Annotated in this window: 10 protein-coding genes; 4 read left to right on the forward strand and 6 right to left on the reverse strand. The window is 69.1% G+C overall.

Translation table 11 applies throughout. The annotated features are described in order from the left end of the window. Positions 1 to 134: 134 nt before the first annotated feature. From AC1RRS_RS06915 to AC1RRS_RS06940, 6 genes are all read right to left on the reverse strand, one after another. Positions 135 to 578, reverse strand: coding sequence for a hypothetical protein (locus AC1RRS_RS06915; RefSeq protein ID WP_492854495.1), 444 nt, complete (start codon positions 576 to 578; stop codon positions 135 to 137). After that, positions 575 to 1972: an HlyD family type I secretion periplasmic adaptor subunit gene (locus AC1RRS_RS06920; RefSeq protein WP_492854496.1), complete on the reverse strand. Its 1398-nt coding sequence runs from the start codon at positions 1970 to 1972 to the stop codon at positions 575 to 577. The genes AC1RRS_RS06915 and AC1RRS_RS06920 overlap by 4 nt, the downstream gene beginning before the upstream one ends. Further along, on the reverse strand, positions 1969 to 4104 hold the full coding sequence (locus AC1RRS_RS06925) for a type I secretion system permease/ATPase (RefSeq protein ID WP_492854497.1): 2136 nt from the start codon (positions 4102 to 4104) through the stop codon (positions 1969 to 1971). Before AC1RRS_RS06925 ends, AC1RRS_RS06920 begins: the two co-directional genes overlap by 4 nt. Positions 4105 to 4638: 534 nt before the next feature. Next, positions 4639 to 6912 carry a TonB-dependent receptor gene (locus AC1RRS_RS06930; RefSeq protein ID WP_492854498.1) on the reverse strand — a complete coding sequence of 758 codons (2274 nt, stop codon included), beginning with the start codon at positions 6910 to 6912 and terminating at the stop codon, positions 4639 to 4641. Positions 6913 to 7156: 244 nt separating this feature from the next. After that, complete coding sequence (locus AC1RRS_RS06935; protein WP_492854499.1) at positions 7157 to 8410, reverse strand: gallate dioxygenase; 1254 nt, start codon at positions 8408 to 8410, stop codon at positions 7157 to 7159. Between the two features lie 11 nt (positions 8411 to 8421). Beyond that, positions 8422 to 10197, reverse strand: coding sequence for a tannase/feruloyl esterase family alpha/beta hydrolase (locus tag AC1RRS_RS06940; RefSeq protein WP_492854500.1), 1776 nt, complete (start codon positions 10195 to 10197; stop codon positions 8422 to 8424). A gap of 254 nt (positions 10198 to 10451) precedes the next feature. Here AC1RRS_RS06940 and AC1RRS_RS06945 point away from each other — a divergent pair, with 254 nt between their 5' ends. From AC1RRS_RS06945 to AC1RRS_RS06960, 4 genes are read left to right on the forward strand one after another with little or no spacing between them, the layout of a single operon-like run. Beyond that, positions 10452 to 11138 carry a 4-carboxy-4-hydroxy-2-oxoadipate aldolase/oxaloacetate decarboxylase gene (locus tag AC1RRS_RS06945; RefSeq protein WP_492854501.1) on the forward strand — a complete coding sequence of 229 codons (687 nt, stop codon included), beginning with the start codon at positions 10452 to 10454 and terminating at the stop codon, positions 11136 to 11138. A 4-nt stretch (positions 11139 to 11142) separates the two neighbouring features. Further along, on the forward strand, positions 11143 to 12228 hold the full coding sequence (locus AC1RRS_RS06950; protein WP_492854502.1) for a 4-oxalomesaconate tautomerase: 1086 nt from the start codon (positions 11143 to 11145) through the stop codon (positions 12226 to 12228). Continuing rightward, positions 12225 to 13103, forward strand: a complete 879-nt coding sequence (locus AC1RRS_RS06955; protein ID WP_492854503.1) for a DUF1932 domain-containing protein — start codon at positions 12225 to 12227, stop codon at positions 13101 to 13103. The genes AC1RRS_RS06950 and AC1RRS_RS06955 overlap by 4 nt, the downstream gene beginning before the upstream one ends. Continuing rightward, the gene (locus AC1RRS_RS06960; protein WP_158285822.1) at positions 13103 to 14050 is read left to right on the forward strand and encodes a LysR substrate-binding domain-containing protein; all 948 of its coding nucleotides are present in this window, start codon (positions 13103 to 13105) and stop codon (positions 14048 to 14050) included. Before AC1RRS_RS06955 ends, AC1RRS_RS06960 begins: the two co-directional genes overlap by 1 nt. Positions 14051 to 14083: the final 33 nt, after the last annotated feature.

Below are 14083 nucleotides of genomic sequence, written 5' to 3' on the forward strand. Positions count from 1 at the left end.
CAGAACGACATTATATCTGTCGCTAGAGAAGTTCTGGTTCTTGACGTAGTTCTCGGAGTGCCCCCGAAGGAGCTTCGCCGCAAACGCCGCCTTCCTGGCCGCGTCCTTCAATTTTACCGTGAGGGCCCCCACCATCAACGAATCTCCATGAAGAGAGCGCTCGCGCTCGCCAAGTTTCCGTTTTGAGCAACAACCATCTTGCCGGGGCGGCTACAGGTGCGGCCTCCGACGTCCACCGGACGACCATCCGATGACTTCACGCTGTAGATTTTCGAAATCTTGCACTTCGATATTTCTACGACGACGTTTCGTTCTTCGTTCGTGAAGTTCAGGTAGATCGGATATTTCATGGAGTCACAGAATTCCCCCGTCGACTCCCTCAATATCTCGGGAGCATTGGAGAAAATCCGACGCTCCGGCGACAACAGGCAGATCAGGTCGGGGTCTTCGGACAACGCGCTGACCACCAGGGGCGTCCGCTCCCTGGGAACTTGCACCACCCTTTGGGCGACCTCGCCGCCGCATCCGGACAGCGCGGCCGCGGCCAGCAGTCCGCAGAAGACCTTTACCGCCCTCATCGCTCCCTCCCCGCTTCGCTGACGGTCTTGGCGACCGGCGACCAGATGAAGTCGATCACCCGGCGCTTGCCGGTGACGATCTCGACCGAGGCGCTCATGCCGGCTGACAGCAGAGCGCGACGCCCCTCTACACTAAGTTGAGTAGTTGACAGTTTCACCCGCACAGGAAAAACGAGGCCGCGCTTTTCATCGACGATGGCGTCTGGGGAGATCTGCACGACCTCGCCCTTCAACGTGCCGTAGCGGGTGAAGGGATAGGCCTCGAGCTTGACGACGGCGTGGTCGCCGGTGCGCACGAAGCCGGCGTCCTTGTTGAGGACCAGGGCCTCGACCACCAGGGCCTCGCCGTCGGGAACGATGGTGACCAGGGCCTTGCCGGTCTCGGCCACCTCGCCCAGCGTGGTCACCGACACGGCCTGGATGACGCCGCCGACCGGAGCGGTCAGGGTCTGGAGCTGGCGCTTCTGCTCGGCCTTGCGCAGGGAGTCGGCGCGGGTGGCGGCCAGCCCCTCGGCCTCGGCGCGCTCCTGGGCGGCCTGGCCGACGAACTGCTCGCGCAGTTCGGCGGCGTCGCGCGACAGCGAGGCGACCTGGGCGCGGGCCTCGTCGAGGCGGCCGCGCTGGGAAATCAGGTCCTGCTCGGCGGCGACCATGGCCTGCTCCTGCTGGAGAAGCTTCTGGCGGGCGCCGTAGCCCTTGGCCTCCAGGCCCTTCTGGTCGTCGAGCTGGCGCTGCAGGATCGGCAGGGTGCGCTGCAGCTTGACGATCTCGGACTCGGCCTGGCGAGCGCTGGCCTCGGCGCCGATGCGGCGCTCGCCCAGGGAGGCGCGCTTGGCCTCGTAGGCCTGGATGCGGGCGGCCACCAGCTGGCGCTCGGCCTCGACCGCGGTCGGCTCGGAGTCGGGCGGCGCGATCACGGCTCCGCCGCGACCGGCGGCGTAGCCCAGCAGGGCGTTGGCGCGGGCCAGGGTCAGGCCGGCGGTGGAAAGCTCGGTCACCGCGCTTTCGGCGTCGGCGTCGGCCACCGTGGGGTCGAGAGCGATCAGCAGCTGACCCGGCCGCACCCGCTCGCCCTCACGCACGGCGATGGCGCGGACCACGCCGGGGTCGGAGGGTTCGACGCTGCGCAGGCGCCCCGTGGGCACCAAGCGGCCTTCGGCGACGGCGACCATGTCGACCTTGGCCCAGCACGACCAGGCCAGCGCCCCGAAAGCGGCGGCGACGATGGTCCAGCTGATGGCGCGGCCGATCGGCGACGGCGGGCTTTCGACGATCTCCAGCGCCGCCGGCAGGAAGGCGGTCTCGACCCGCTGGCGGGCGGCGCCGGCGCGACGACGGCGGCTTTCCTCGCCCCAGGCCTGGGTGAAGACGCGGACGTGGGCGGCGAGACTCATGCCTCCACTCCGTGATGGCCATGCATCTGGGCGCGCCAGAGCTGGGCGTAGCGGCCGCCGGCGGCCATCAGCGTGTCATGGGTGCCGGTCTCGGTGACCTGGCCGTTCTCCATGGTGACGATGCGGCTGGCCATGCGGATGGCGCTGAGCCGGTGGGCGATGACGATCACCGTCCGACCACGGACGATCTGGCGCATATTGGCCTGCAGGATCGCCTCGCTCTCGGCGTCGAGGGCGCTGGTGGCCTCGTCGAGGATCAGGATGCGGGGATTGGTGATCAGCGCCCGGGCGATGGCGACGCGCTGGCGCTGGCCTCCCGAGAGGTTGGAGCCGCGCTCCTCCAGCACGGTGTCGTAGCCTTCGGGCAGCTCCAGGATGAAGTCGTGGGCGCCGGCCATGCTGGCGGCGGCCATCACCGCCTCCATCGACAGCGACGGGTCGGCCAAGGCGATGTTTTCGCGCACCGAGCGGTTGAACAGCAGGTTCTCCTGGAGCACCACGCCGACCTGCCGGCGCAGCCAGGCCGGATCGACCTGGGCCAGATCGACGCCGTCGACCAGCACGCGGCCGCTCTCGGGCACGTAGAGGCGCTGGACCAGCTTGGTCAGGGTGGACTTGCCCGAGCCCGAGGGACCGACCACGCCGATCACCTCGCCCGGCTCGACCGCCAGGCTGACGCGACGGATGGCCTCGCGGCCGCCCGGCTTGTAGCGGAAGGTGACGTCGTCGAAGGCGATGCGCCCCTCGATGCGCGGCAAAGCCGCCCGCGATGGCGAGAACTGGGCCTCGGTGGGACTGTTGAGCACGTCGCCCAGGCGCGCGATGCCCACGCGGGCTTCCTGGAACTGCTGCCACAGGCCGGCCAGTCGCAGGACGGGCTCGGCCACCCGGCCGGCCAGCATGTTGAAGGCCACCAGCTCGCCGACGGTCATGTGGCCGGTCAGGGCCAGGCGCGCGCCGATATAGAGGATCAGGACGGTCGAGGCCTTGTTGATCAACTGGATCGCCTGGCCGCCCCAGATGTTCAGCCGCGCGGCCTTGAAGCCGGCGGCGACATAGCCGGCCAGCAGGCGCTCCCAGCGGGTCTGCATCTGCGGCTCGACGGCGGCGGCCTTGAGGGTCTGCATGCCGGCGACGCTCTCGACCAGGAAGGCCTGGCTTTCAGCGCCGCGCTGGAAGCGCTCCTCGATGCGCCGGCGCAGCGGGCCGGTGATCAGGCCCGCCGTCAGGGCGTAGAGGGCGATGGCGATCAGCACGATCAGCATCAGCCACGGCGAGTAGAACCACATCACCACGAGGAAGATGATCGTGAACAGCAGGTCGATGACCAGGGTGACCGACGACGAGGTCAGGAACTCGCGGATGGTCTCCAGTTCGCGCACCCGGGCGATAGTGTCGCCCACCCGCCGGCTCTCGAAATAGGCCATCGGCAACGCCAGCAGGTGGCGATAGAGCCGCGCGCCGAGCTCGACGTCGACACGGCTGGTGGTGTGGGTGAACAGCGCCGCGCGCAGGCCGCCCAGCAGGGTTTCCAGCAGGATCACCGAGCCGAGGCCGATGGCCAGCACGTCCAGCGTGGTCAAGCCGCGGTGCACCAGCACCTTGTCGATCACCACCTGGAAGATCAGCGGCGTGGCCAGGGCGAAAAGCTGCAGGGTCAGGGAGGCTGCCAGCACCTCGCCCAGCAGGCCGCGATACTTGACCAGCGCCGGAATGAACCAGGTGACGTCGAACTTGCCGCCGCCGGGGACCTCCGAGCGCGAGGTGACGAGCACCGCCTCGCCGTCCCAGACGGCGAACAGGTCGTCCATGGACAGGGTCTTGGGCGGCTGGCCGGGCCACTGCACCAGCACCTCGCCCGCGACCGCGCGCGCCACGATGAAGAAGTCGCCGGCGCGCCCCTTGGCGATCGCCGGCAGGGGCGCATCTTCCAGCCGTCGCAGCGGCAGGCGGGTCATCTTGGCCTTGGCGCCCATGCGGCGGGCGAGGCGAACCAGATCGCCCGCATCGGCCGGCGCGCCCTTGCCCAGGGCGTGGCGGAGCTGCTGAGGATCAGCACCGATATGATGAAACCCCAGGATGAGAACGAGGCACTCCAGGCCTTCGTCCCCCTCCGCACGCGAACTGGTCACCCTACGCCCCACCACAACCAACGCGGGCAGATTACGCTTGTCACGCTAAACTTTGCAATTGAGAAACAGCATCTCAAGCGTGAAAATTATGTGTCGACAACCGGACTCTCAATCGCCGCCTACTCCGTTGTCAGCAAGGCGGATCGCCGCTCACGGGACGCACTTCCGAAATGTGTCAGACATGTCAAAAAATCAGCTGATCAAGGCGCAGGCCCGAGGCATGTGCGATCGCGCGGAGCCAAGGTTTAGAAGCGATTGACCATCATGGCGCCCCCCCATGCGCCGACGCAGTCGATTGTCCGCGAGCGTATTGAAAAGCTTGCCTTTCGGCGCTGAAAAACACGCGCTTTCGGAGGATGATCGGCGCTGGTTAGGCCGGGGCGCGGGGCGTAAAAATCCGGCGCAGGCAGGTCACTCCCTCATAGCTAGAGCGCCCCGCCGAGATATCAGCGTCATCGGACGCGTCGAGCTGCAACCAAAGGAGCAGCAACCAAGGACCGGTCGGCGCGCGAGGGCCGACCGGTCCTGTCTGGCTCAGAAGCGCTTGGTGAACGACAGGGCCACTTCGCGGCCGCGGTTGTAGGCCACCTCGGCATAGCCGGAACTAGTGCTGAGCGAGGAGTTGCCCGCCACCGGGTAGATCTCCTTGGTCAGGTTGTTGACCGACAGCTGCGCCTTCCAGTCGGCGACCTTGTTCTCCAGCACCACGCCGACGTTCAGCTTGGTGATGGCGTCGAGCTGGGCGATCTCCTTGGTGTTGCCCGCGTCGAAGAACTGGCTGTCGGTGTAGACGATCTCGCCGCGCGGGATCAGGGTCAGATCACCCGACAGGTCGACGGTGTAGGCCACCGAGACGTTGCCCTGCCACTTGGGCGTATAGGGCAGCTGGCTGTTGGTGGTGACGGCCGTGGTGGCGCCGACGATGGTGGAGACCTCGTCGATGCTGTCGTCGAGGTAGCTGAAGCCCCCTTCTATGACGAGCTTGTTGGTCGGCACGTAGGTGTACTCGACCTCCAGGCCCTTGATCGTCGCCTTGCCGGCGTTGAACAGGTAGGGCGCGGTGCCGACGCGGTAGGTGAACTGCAGATCCTCGTAGGCGGTCGAGAAGATGTCGGCGTTGATCCGCAGCTTGCCGCCGAGATCGAGCTTGGCGCCGATTTCGGTGGTCTCGGCCGTTTCCGGCTCGAACGACGGCGGCTGGCCCGAGGCGACGACGCCGTTGAAGCGGCTGTTGAAGCCGCCGCCCTTAAAGCCCTGCGACCAGCTGGCATAGGTCATCAGCGCCGAGTTCCAGCGGTACTGCGCCTGGAACGAGCCTGTCGTCGCCGAGAACTTCCGCTCATAGAGCTTGTAGGGCACGTAGAGGACGGTCGGGTTCGAGTAGTTGAACTGGTAGGGCCGCGAGCCCTTGGTCTCGTCGGTGTAGCGCAGGCCGGCGGTGACGCTCAGGGCGTCCGTCGCCTTGAAGGTCCACTGGGTGAAGGCCGCCCAGTTCTTGTTGCGGACCTCGTTGTTGTTGCTGTCGCGGGTGCCGGTCGGGGCGGTCGGCGGCGACAGGGTGACGGTCAGGATGTCGTCCACCGCCTGGCGGAACAGGAACAGCCCCGCCACACCGGTCAGGCGCGAGCCCGAATAGAGGGCCTGGAACTCCTGGCTGGCCTGGAAGCCCTTGCTTGAATAGTCGGTGGCCAGGATCGGGAACGGGGTGTTGTCGGCGTCGCGGCTGCCGGCCCATTCCAGGGTGCGATAGGCGGTGATCGACTTCAGGGTCAGGGCGTCGGCCAGCTTGTATTCCAGCAGCAGCGAGGCGCCGAGGTTCTCCAGGTCGCTGTTGACCGGATGCGTGCCGTTGTTGGCGTACTTGCCGGCGTTGTAATAGTCGTTGGCGCAGCGGGCGTCCTTGACCATCGGCACGGTCGTTCCGACCGACGCCATGCCCGGGCAGCCGGCGGCGTAGCTGACCGCTCGCGGGAAGGCCGAGGTCTCGTTGATGGCGGCGAACACCAGCGGCGCGCCGTTCTCGTCGGACTTGGTGTAGTCGCCGCGCAGTTCGGCGGTGAACTTTTCGGTCGGCGTCCAGCGGACCTTGCCGGTGATGGTGAAGGTGTTGACGTCGCCCAGCTTCTTGCCGTCGTAGAGGCGGGTGACGTAGCCGTCCTGCACGCGCGTGCCGTAGGTGAAGCGGGTCTTGACGGTGTCGGAGATCGGCACGTTCAGCGCCAGGATCCCTTCGCGCAGGTTGTCGGTGCCGAAGCCGGCCTTGAAGCTGCCGCCGAAGTCTTCGCCCGGGGCGGCCGTGGTCAGCAGGATGGCGCCGCCGATGGTGTTGCGGCCGAACAGCGTGCCCTGCGGGCCGCGCAGCACCTGCACCCCGGCGATGTCGCGGAAGTCCATGACCCCGCCGACCGCAGAGCCCATATAGACGTCGTCGATATAGAGGCCGACGCCAGGATCGACACCGGCGGTGGCGTCGGTCTGGCCGACGCCGCGGATGAAGATCTGGGCCGCCGACGAATTGCCGGTCAGCGGCGAGACCGGGGCGAACTGCAGGCTGGGCGTGGCGTCGTCGAGGTCGGCCGTGCTGTTGATCTGGCGGCGCTCCAGCATGTCGCCGGTGAAGGCCGAGACCGAGACCGGCGTATCCTGGAGGTTTTCGGTGACGCGGCGGGCGGTGACCACCACCTCCTCGATCACGAAGCCGCCCTGATCGGCCGGCGGCGGCGTCGTCTGGGCCAGAGCCCCCTGCCCCGCCCCGATCACTCCCGTGAACGCCGCCGTCGCGGCCAGGAGCATAGTCTTCCTACGCATCGCACCCCTCCTCCCTAGAGACCTTCGCCTTCGGCCTCCTCGTGGGAGACTTCTCAAGGACGGACCGAGATTTCGGCCAAGGTCAGCTAACAGCGTTCCGGGGACGCGACGGTTATAGATAAACGCGGGAACCTATAACCAAGCCCGGAGCCATCGCCCGGATCGATAGGACCCCCGCCAGGACAAGGAAAAGCCCGGCGCGAGAACGCGCCGGGCTCGAAGGTTTCGGAAGGAAAGCGGCTCGTCAGTTGCGCGAGACGGAATAGGTGATCTGGGCGTTGCGGGTGGCCAGGAAGGCCTCCAGCGTCAGCCCCTTCATGGAGGCGTAGATCTGCGGATTGGGCACGCCCAGCACCGCGCCCAGCTTTTCCAGCACGAAGAAGATGAAGCCGTAGCGGATCATGCCGCCCCAGTCGCGGCGGCGGATCAGATCGCGTTCCTCGTCGCTGAGGCCCGCCGCTTCGAACTCGGCCTCGGGATCGGTCAGGAACCGGGCGCGGGCGTCGGGATCGACGAGGTTCTGCAGGAAACGGTTGGCGCGATAGGCCTTGGCGCTGATCTCCAGGGTGAAGGGATAGGTGCCTTCGAGGTCCTCGACGCCTTCCAGCTGGCGTGTGGTCTCGTGGCGGATCCGTTCGCGCTCGGCCTGCGAAGTGTCCTCGCCCTGGTCCTCGTAACGGACGGTGGCGATGGCGGTCATCGACGGCAGGTAATAGGTGCGGTGATGGCAGGCGACCTTGTCCGACATCGCCCCGCGCATGATCAGCCACATGATCACCTCGGCGCTCTCGAAGCCGCCCAGCTTGGCGTATTCGGCATGGGTCATACTGGCCAGGCGATCGGGGTCGTTCTGCAGCATGTCGAGGAAGGCTTCGTCCCAGGCGGTGTTGTTGAACCCCGCCCGCTCGCCGTGAACCTGGTGCGACAGGCCGCCGGTGGCGACGATCACCACCCGCTTGTCCTCCGGCCAGGCGTCGATCGCCTTGCGCAGGGCCTTGCCGAGGTCGAGGCAGCGCTTGGCCGAGGGCGCGGGGAATTGCAGCACGCCGCATTGCAGGGGCACGATCGGGATCGGCCAGGTCTCTTCCGGCGGCGTCAGCAGGCACAGCGGCGAGAGGCAGCCATGGTCCAGCGGCTTGTGCTGGAACAGCGACAGGTCGAAGTCCTGGGCCATGACGGCGCGGGCCAGGTAGCGGGCGAACTCGGCGTGGCCCGGCACCGCCGGCAGGTCGCGCGGCCCGCCGCCCTCGTCGGCCACGGCGTACTGGTCGCCCACCCCGAGCGCGAATGCCGAATAGTGGTCGAACGAGAACGAGGTGACGTGGTCGTTGTAGATCATCACCAGGGCGTCGGGCTTCTGCTCGGCCAGCCAGTCCTTCAGCGGCTCGAAGGCCTCGAAGATCGGAGCCCAGACGGGATCCTGCGCCAGCTTGCGGTCGCGGGCGTAGCCGATGGTGGGGGTGTGGGAGACGCCGATCGCGCCGATGAGCTTGGCCATGGGTGCTCTCCTCAGGGCTTGGACGGCGCGCAGGCCAGGGCGGCGGCCTCGACGCGGCAGTCCTGGTGGAAGCGCGGGGCGATGAACCGGGCGGCGTAGGCGTCGCGGACGGCGGGCTCGGCGCTCGGGGTCTTGGGCGCGAAGTTCTCCGGCGCATCGATCGAACCCGAGCCCGTATAGGCCGCGACCTGCGGATAGGCGTAGACCGGCCGCACGCGCTCGGGCTTCAGGGCCGAGGCGTCGGGCATCGGCGCCTGGCGAACGTCGGCGCCGGCCGGCGGCGGACCCGTCATGGCCGGCATGTCGACCTTGGCGGCCTCGACGGCGTTCGGGGCTGCGCCGCCCTCGACCCAGGCCATCAGCGGGCTGACGATGTCAAATTGCGAGAGGCCGTCGCCGCCGAAGCAGTGATAGAGGCCGGGGAACAGGAACAGCCGCATCATGGCGTCGGCCTTGGCCTGGCCGAGCTCCGCCACCACGCCGTTGCGGTAGGCGATGGTGTTCAGCGGCGAGATGTGCGGGTCCGACCAGCCGTGCCAGAGGATCAGCTTGCCGCCCTTGGCCGCGAAGGCCGACAGGTCGGTGTCGGTGGCGTCGTAGAGGCGATGGGCCCAGCTCAGGCCCGCGAACTGCTCGGGCGTGAACTTGAAGTCGGCCAGGCTGTAGTCGGCCGGCGGATTGGTCTGCGACAACACGTACTTCACCGGCTGCTCGGCCATGCCCCAACTGCCCGGGACCTGGTCGGCCGAGCGGGGCACGAAGACGCCGGCCCAGGACAGTTCCGAGCCGACCTGCGGCTGGCCCAGGGTGAAGGGCTTGCCTGCCGCGTCGCGCGGGCCGTCATAGAGCTTGCGGGCGGTCTCGACCTCGGCGGCGGTCAGGCAGGCGTCGGTCGCCTGGCCCGGCTTGCACTGGGCCACGGCCGGGTCGAAGCGGCAGGCGCGCGGGTCGTCGATCTGGCCGTCCTTCAACCCATCCACCGCGTCGCACGAGGCCAGGGCGGCGGCGTGCAGGATCGGCAGGCGCGAGGCGATGAGGATCGCCTTGCCGCTGGCGTCCATGTTCGAGCGGGCCTGCCAGGCGTGGTAGAAGCTGTTCTGGACGGTGAAGACCATGGCCGGCGCGCCGGCGGCGACGCCGTCGAAGTCGCCGGGGAAGCGCTGGGCCTCCATCAGCGCCTCGCGGCCGCCGTCCGAGCAGCCCGAGAAGTAGCTGTAGCGCGGCGCCTGGCCGTAGAATTTCGCGATCAGGGCCCTGGAGGCGATCGAGGTCAGGTGCACGCCGCGATAGGCGAAGTCGATGCGGGCCTGGGGGTCGGCGCCGAACGCCCCGTCGCCCATGGCGGCCATGCCGCCCTTGCCCTCGTGGCCCATGTCGGTCGAGGCCAGGGCGATGGCGCCGTCCTTGACTGGGGTGCAGCCGTCGGCGTGCTCGGTGCGGATGCTCAGCACGCCGCACAGGCCGCCGCAGCCGACCTGAAGGTAGCGCTGGGTCCAGCCGCCGGCCGGCAGGCGCAGCTCGAAGCGGATCTTCGGGGCGATGACGCCCTGCACGGCGCAGAACGCCTTGTCGCCGGAACCGGAGAGCTTGGCGGAGGTGATCGTGGTCTTGGCGCCCACCGCGGCGCTGACATCGGCCGAGGCCAGGGCGGTGCAGTCGATCACCGGCTTCACGGCGGCGAGATTGGCCAGGGCCGGCGCCGGACGCGCGACGGCGACGCCCGCGCCGAACAGGGCCAGGAGGCCGGCCAGAACCGCCGACATGCCGAAGGAACGCAACGAAATCACCAACATCTCCGGTCTCTTCGGGTCATCTCCTCGACGCCGGTAGCAAGCCTTGCGGCCCGCCGCGCTATAACAAAATTCCAGGGGCTATAACGTTCTGGCCCGCGCCGTGGAGGTTTCGGCCACGAGCGGCGATTTTGGTTATAGCCGCCGCCCAAATTGCATAGCCGCTCCCCCGGGACCGGGTGCTAGCCAAGCCTCGGCCCGGCGCTTCTCGCGCCCGCGCCGCAGAGATTTTCGGCTTCGGAGCGCTCGCCTTGAACAAGGTCGTCACCAACCCGCCGCGGGCGTCGAAGGAAGCGGTCGAGGGCCTGGCGGCCTTCGGCGTCGCCACCATCCACGAGGCCCAGGGGCGCATCGGCCTGCTGTCGCCCAAGCTGCGGCCGATCTGGCCGGGCGCGCACGTCGCGGGCACGGCGGTGACCGTATCCTCGCCGCCCTGCGACAACTGGATGCTGCACGTGGCCATCGAGCAGTGCCGGCCGGGCGACATCCTCGTCGTCGCCCCGACCTCGTTCAGCGACGCGGGCTATTTCGGCGACCTCCTGGCGACCTCGCTGATCGCGCGCGGCGTCCGCGCCCTGGTCATCGACGCCGGGGTGCGAGACGTGGCCGTGCTGAAGGAGATGGGCTTTCCCGTCTGGTCCAGCGCCATCTCGGCCCAGGGCACGGTCAAGGCGGTGCTGGGCGACGTCAACGTGCCGGTGGTCTGCGGCGGCGCCCTGATCCGCCCAGGCGATGTGATCGTGGCCGACGACGACGGCGTGGTCGTGGTGGCCCGTAAGGACGCCGACGCGGTGCTGGCCGCCTCGGCCAAGCGCGAGGCCGCCGAGGTCGACAAGCGCGCCCAGCTGGCGTCCGGGGTGCTGGGCCTGGATCTCTACAAGATGCGCGAAAGGCTCGCCGCCGCCGGCCTCGTCTATGTCGAGAGCGAGGACGCCTGAGCCCATGCAGACGGCCATTCCCTGCGCCGTCCTGCGCGGCGGCACCTCCAAGGGTCTCTACTTCCGCGCGGAGGACCTGCCGGCCGACGAGGCCCTGCGTGACAAGGTGCTGCTGGCGGCCATGGGCTCGCCCGACGCGCGCCAGATCGACGGCATGGGCGGCGCCGACAGCCTGACCAGCAAGGTCGCGATCGTCTCGGCTTCGTCACGGCCGGACGCCGATGTCGACTACCTGTTCCTGCAGGTCTCGGTGGCCGAGGCCAAGGTCAGCGATCGCCAGAACTGCGGCAACATCCTCGCCGGGATCGGCCCCTACGCCATCGAGCAGGGCCTGGTCGCGGCACAGGACGGCCTGACGCCGGTGCGCATCTTCATGCGCAACACCGACGGCCTGGCGACCGCCCGCATCGAGACCCCCGGCGGGAGCGTGAACTACGAGGGCGACTGCCGGATCGACGGCGTGCCCGGTTCGGCCGCGCCGATCCCGATCGCCTTCGCCGATGTCGCCGGCTCGTCCTGCGGCGCCCTGCTGCCGACGGGCAACGTCGTCGACGTGATCGAAGGCGTCGAGGCCACCCTGATCGACAACGGCATGCCGGTGGTGGTGGTCCGCGCCGCCGACCTCGGCGTCACCGGCGACGAGGCGCCGGCCGAGCTGGAGGCCTATGCCGTGCTCCGCGCCAGGGTCGAGGCCATCCGCCTGGAGGCCGGCCGGCGCATGAACCTGGGCGACGTCACAGACGCCACCGTGCCCAAGATCACCCTGGTCTCGCCCCCGATGGCGGGCGGCGCCCTGTCGACCCGCAGCTTCATCCCGCACACGGTGCACAAGGCCATCGGCGTGTTCGGCGCGGTCAGCGTCGCCACGGCCGCCTGCCTGAAGGGCTCGGTCGCCGCCTCGGTCGCCAGCCTGCCGGACGCCTCGGGTGAGATCGCCGTCAGCGTCGAGCATCCGACCGGCGAGTTCACCGCCCTGCTGACCCTGTCGCCGCAGGGCGAGGTGGTCTCGGCCGCGCTGCTGCGCACCGCGCGGCTGCTGATGGCCGGCCAGGTCTTCGTGCCGGCCAGCGTCTGGGACGGCCGCCGATGAGCCCGCGCCTCGCCCTGATCGGCTTCGGCGAGGTCGGCCAGACCCTGCACGCGGACCTCGTCACGGCGGGGTTCGCCGACATCGTCGTCCATGACCGCATGCTTGCCGATCCGACGTCGGGACCGTCCAAGGCGGCGACCGGCGTGCGCACGGCGGGCGACATCGCCTCGGCCTGCGCGGACCGCGACCTCGTCATCAGCGCCGTCACCGCGGGTGAGGCGATCAACGTCGCCCAGACCGCCGCGCCGCATCTGGGCGAGGCCTTCTTCCTCGACCTCAACTCCGTCGCGCCCCAGACCCGCCAGGCCCAGGCGGCGTTGATCGACCGCTATGTCGAGGCGGCCGTCATGGCCCCGATCGCGCCCAGGCGGATCAGGACCCCCATCCTGCTCGGCGGACCGCACGCGATGGCGATCCTGCCCCTGCTCGAGCGCCTGGGGTTCACCGCCGAGGTGTTCGGCGACGCCGTCGGCGGACCGTCGGCCGTGAAGCTGTCGCGCAGCGTCTTCGTCAAGGGACTGGAGGCGATCGTCACCGAGAGCCTGGCCAGCGCCCGCCACTACGGCGTCGAGGCGCAGGTGCTGGCCTCGCTGAGCAACACCATCCCCCATCCAGACTGGCCGGCCCTGGCGCGCTATCTCCTCACCCGCCCCCTCGTGCACGGCCAGCGCCGCAGCGAAGAGATGGCCGAGGCGGCGGTGATGCTGGAGGCGGCCGGCCTTCCCTCGCCCATGGCCCGCGCCACGGTCGAGGTCCACGCCCGCCAGGGTTCGCTGGGTCTCGCCGCGGCCGGCGATCAGGCCACCGAGCTTGGGGACTTGCTCGACGCCATCGAGCGGCGGACAAAGTCCCTCGCCAGCCAACGGGAAATCTAGTGCGACGCTACCTGCAACAGCGCCTGAAGTTCCGGCACCTGCGCGTGATCGACGCGATCGCCACGCATGACAGCATCCTGCAGGCGGCGCGGACGCTGGGCCTCAGCCAGCCGGCCCTGACCAAGAGCCTGCAGGAGATCGAGGAGATCGTCGGCGCGCGGCTGTTCGATCGCCATGCGCGCGGGGTCGATCCGACGCCCTTCGGTCTCACGGTGGCCGCCGCCGCCCGCCGGCTGCTGGCCGAGATCGGCCGGCTGGAGGACGAACTCGACGCCCTGGAAGGCGGCGACGGCGGCCCGGTGGTGGTCGGCGCCCTGCCCGTGGCGGCGGCCGGCGTGCTGCCCGGAACCCTGGCTCGCCTGAAGATCGCCCGGCCCGACATCGAGGTGCGGGTCATCCAGGGCCGCACCGAGGAGCTGATCTCTCAGCTGTCGCGGCGCGAACTGGATCTGGTCATCGGCCGCCTCTACACCCTGGCCGAGCCCGACGGCCTGGTGCGCACGCCGTTCTATTCCGAGCCGATCTCGGTGGTGGCCCGGGCCGATCACCCGATCTTCGATCGCCGGGACGCGACGGCGGCGGTGCTGGCCGACTATTCGCTGGTGCTGCCGACGGTCTCGCAGCGCGTGGGCCAGGAGATCGACGTGCTGCTGGCGGAGATGGGCGTGGCGCCGCACCAGCCGCTGCGCTCCAGCTCGGTCGCCATGATCCGCGAGATCCTCTACGCCACCGACGGGGTGGCGGTGATCCCGCACATGATGCTGGCCGGCGACCTGCTGCGCGGGGCGCTGCGCCTGCTGCCGCTGCCGGCCACCGGACGTCCGCGTCCGGCCGGGCTGATCCGGCGCGGCGACACGGCCCTGCTGCGCAATACCCAGGCCTTCGTCGACGCCGCCCGCGCCTATGTCGGTGAGATCGAGAGCCGGCTGGCCGGACCGCCCGACTAGCCGGACGCGCCAACGACAAAAGAACCAGGCAGG

It is taken from the genome of Caulobacter sp. GW821-FHT12A07 (assembly GCF_058807655.1).

What these genes read in the sequence shown, in the direction of transcription:
- AC1RRS_RS06915 (WP_492854495.1), bottom strand. Translation starts at nt 578, where the DNA reads ATGAGGGCGGTAAAGGTCTTCTGCGGACTGCTGGCCGCGGCCGCGCTG.
- AC1RRS_RS06920 (WP_492854496.1), bottom strand. Translation starts at nt 1,972, where the DNA reads ATGAGTCTCGCCGCCCACGTCCGCGTCTTCACCCAGGCCTGGGGCGAG.
- AC1RRS_RS06930 (WP_492854498.1), bottom strand. Translation starts at nt 6,912, where the DNA reads ATGCGTAGGAAGACTATGCTCCTGGCCGCGACGGCGGCGTTCACGGGA.
- AC1RRS_RS06935 (WP_492854499.1), bottom strand. Translation starts at nt 8,410, where the DNA reads ATGGCCAAGCTCATCGGCGCGATCGGCGTCTCCCACACCCCCACCATC.
- AC1RRS_RS06950 (WP_492854502.1), top strand. Translation starts at nt 11,143, where the DNA reads ATGCAGACGGCCATTCCCTGCGCCGTCCTGCGCGGCGGCACCTCCAAG.
- AC1RRS_RS06955 (WP_492854503.1), top strand. Translation starts at nt 12,225, where the DNA reads ATGAGCCCGCGCCTCGCCCTGATCGGCTTCGGCGAGGTCGGCCAGACC.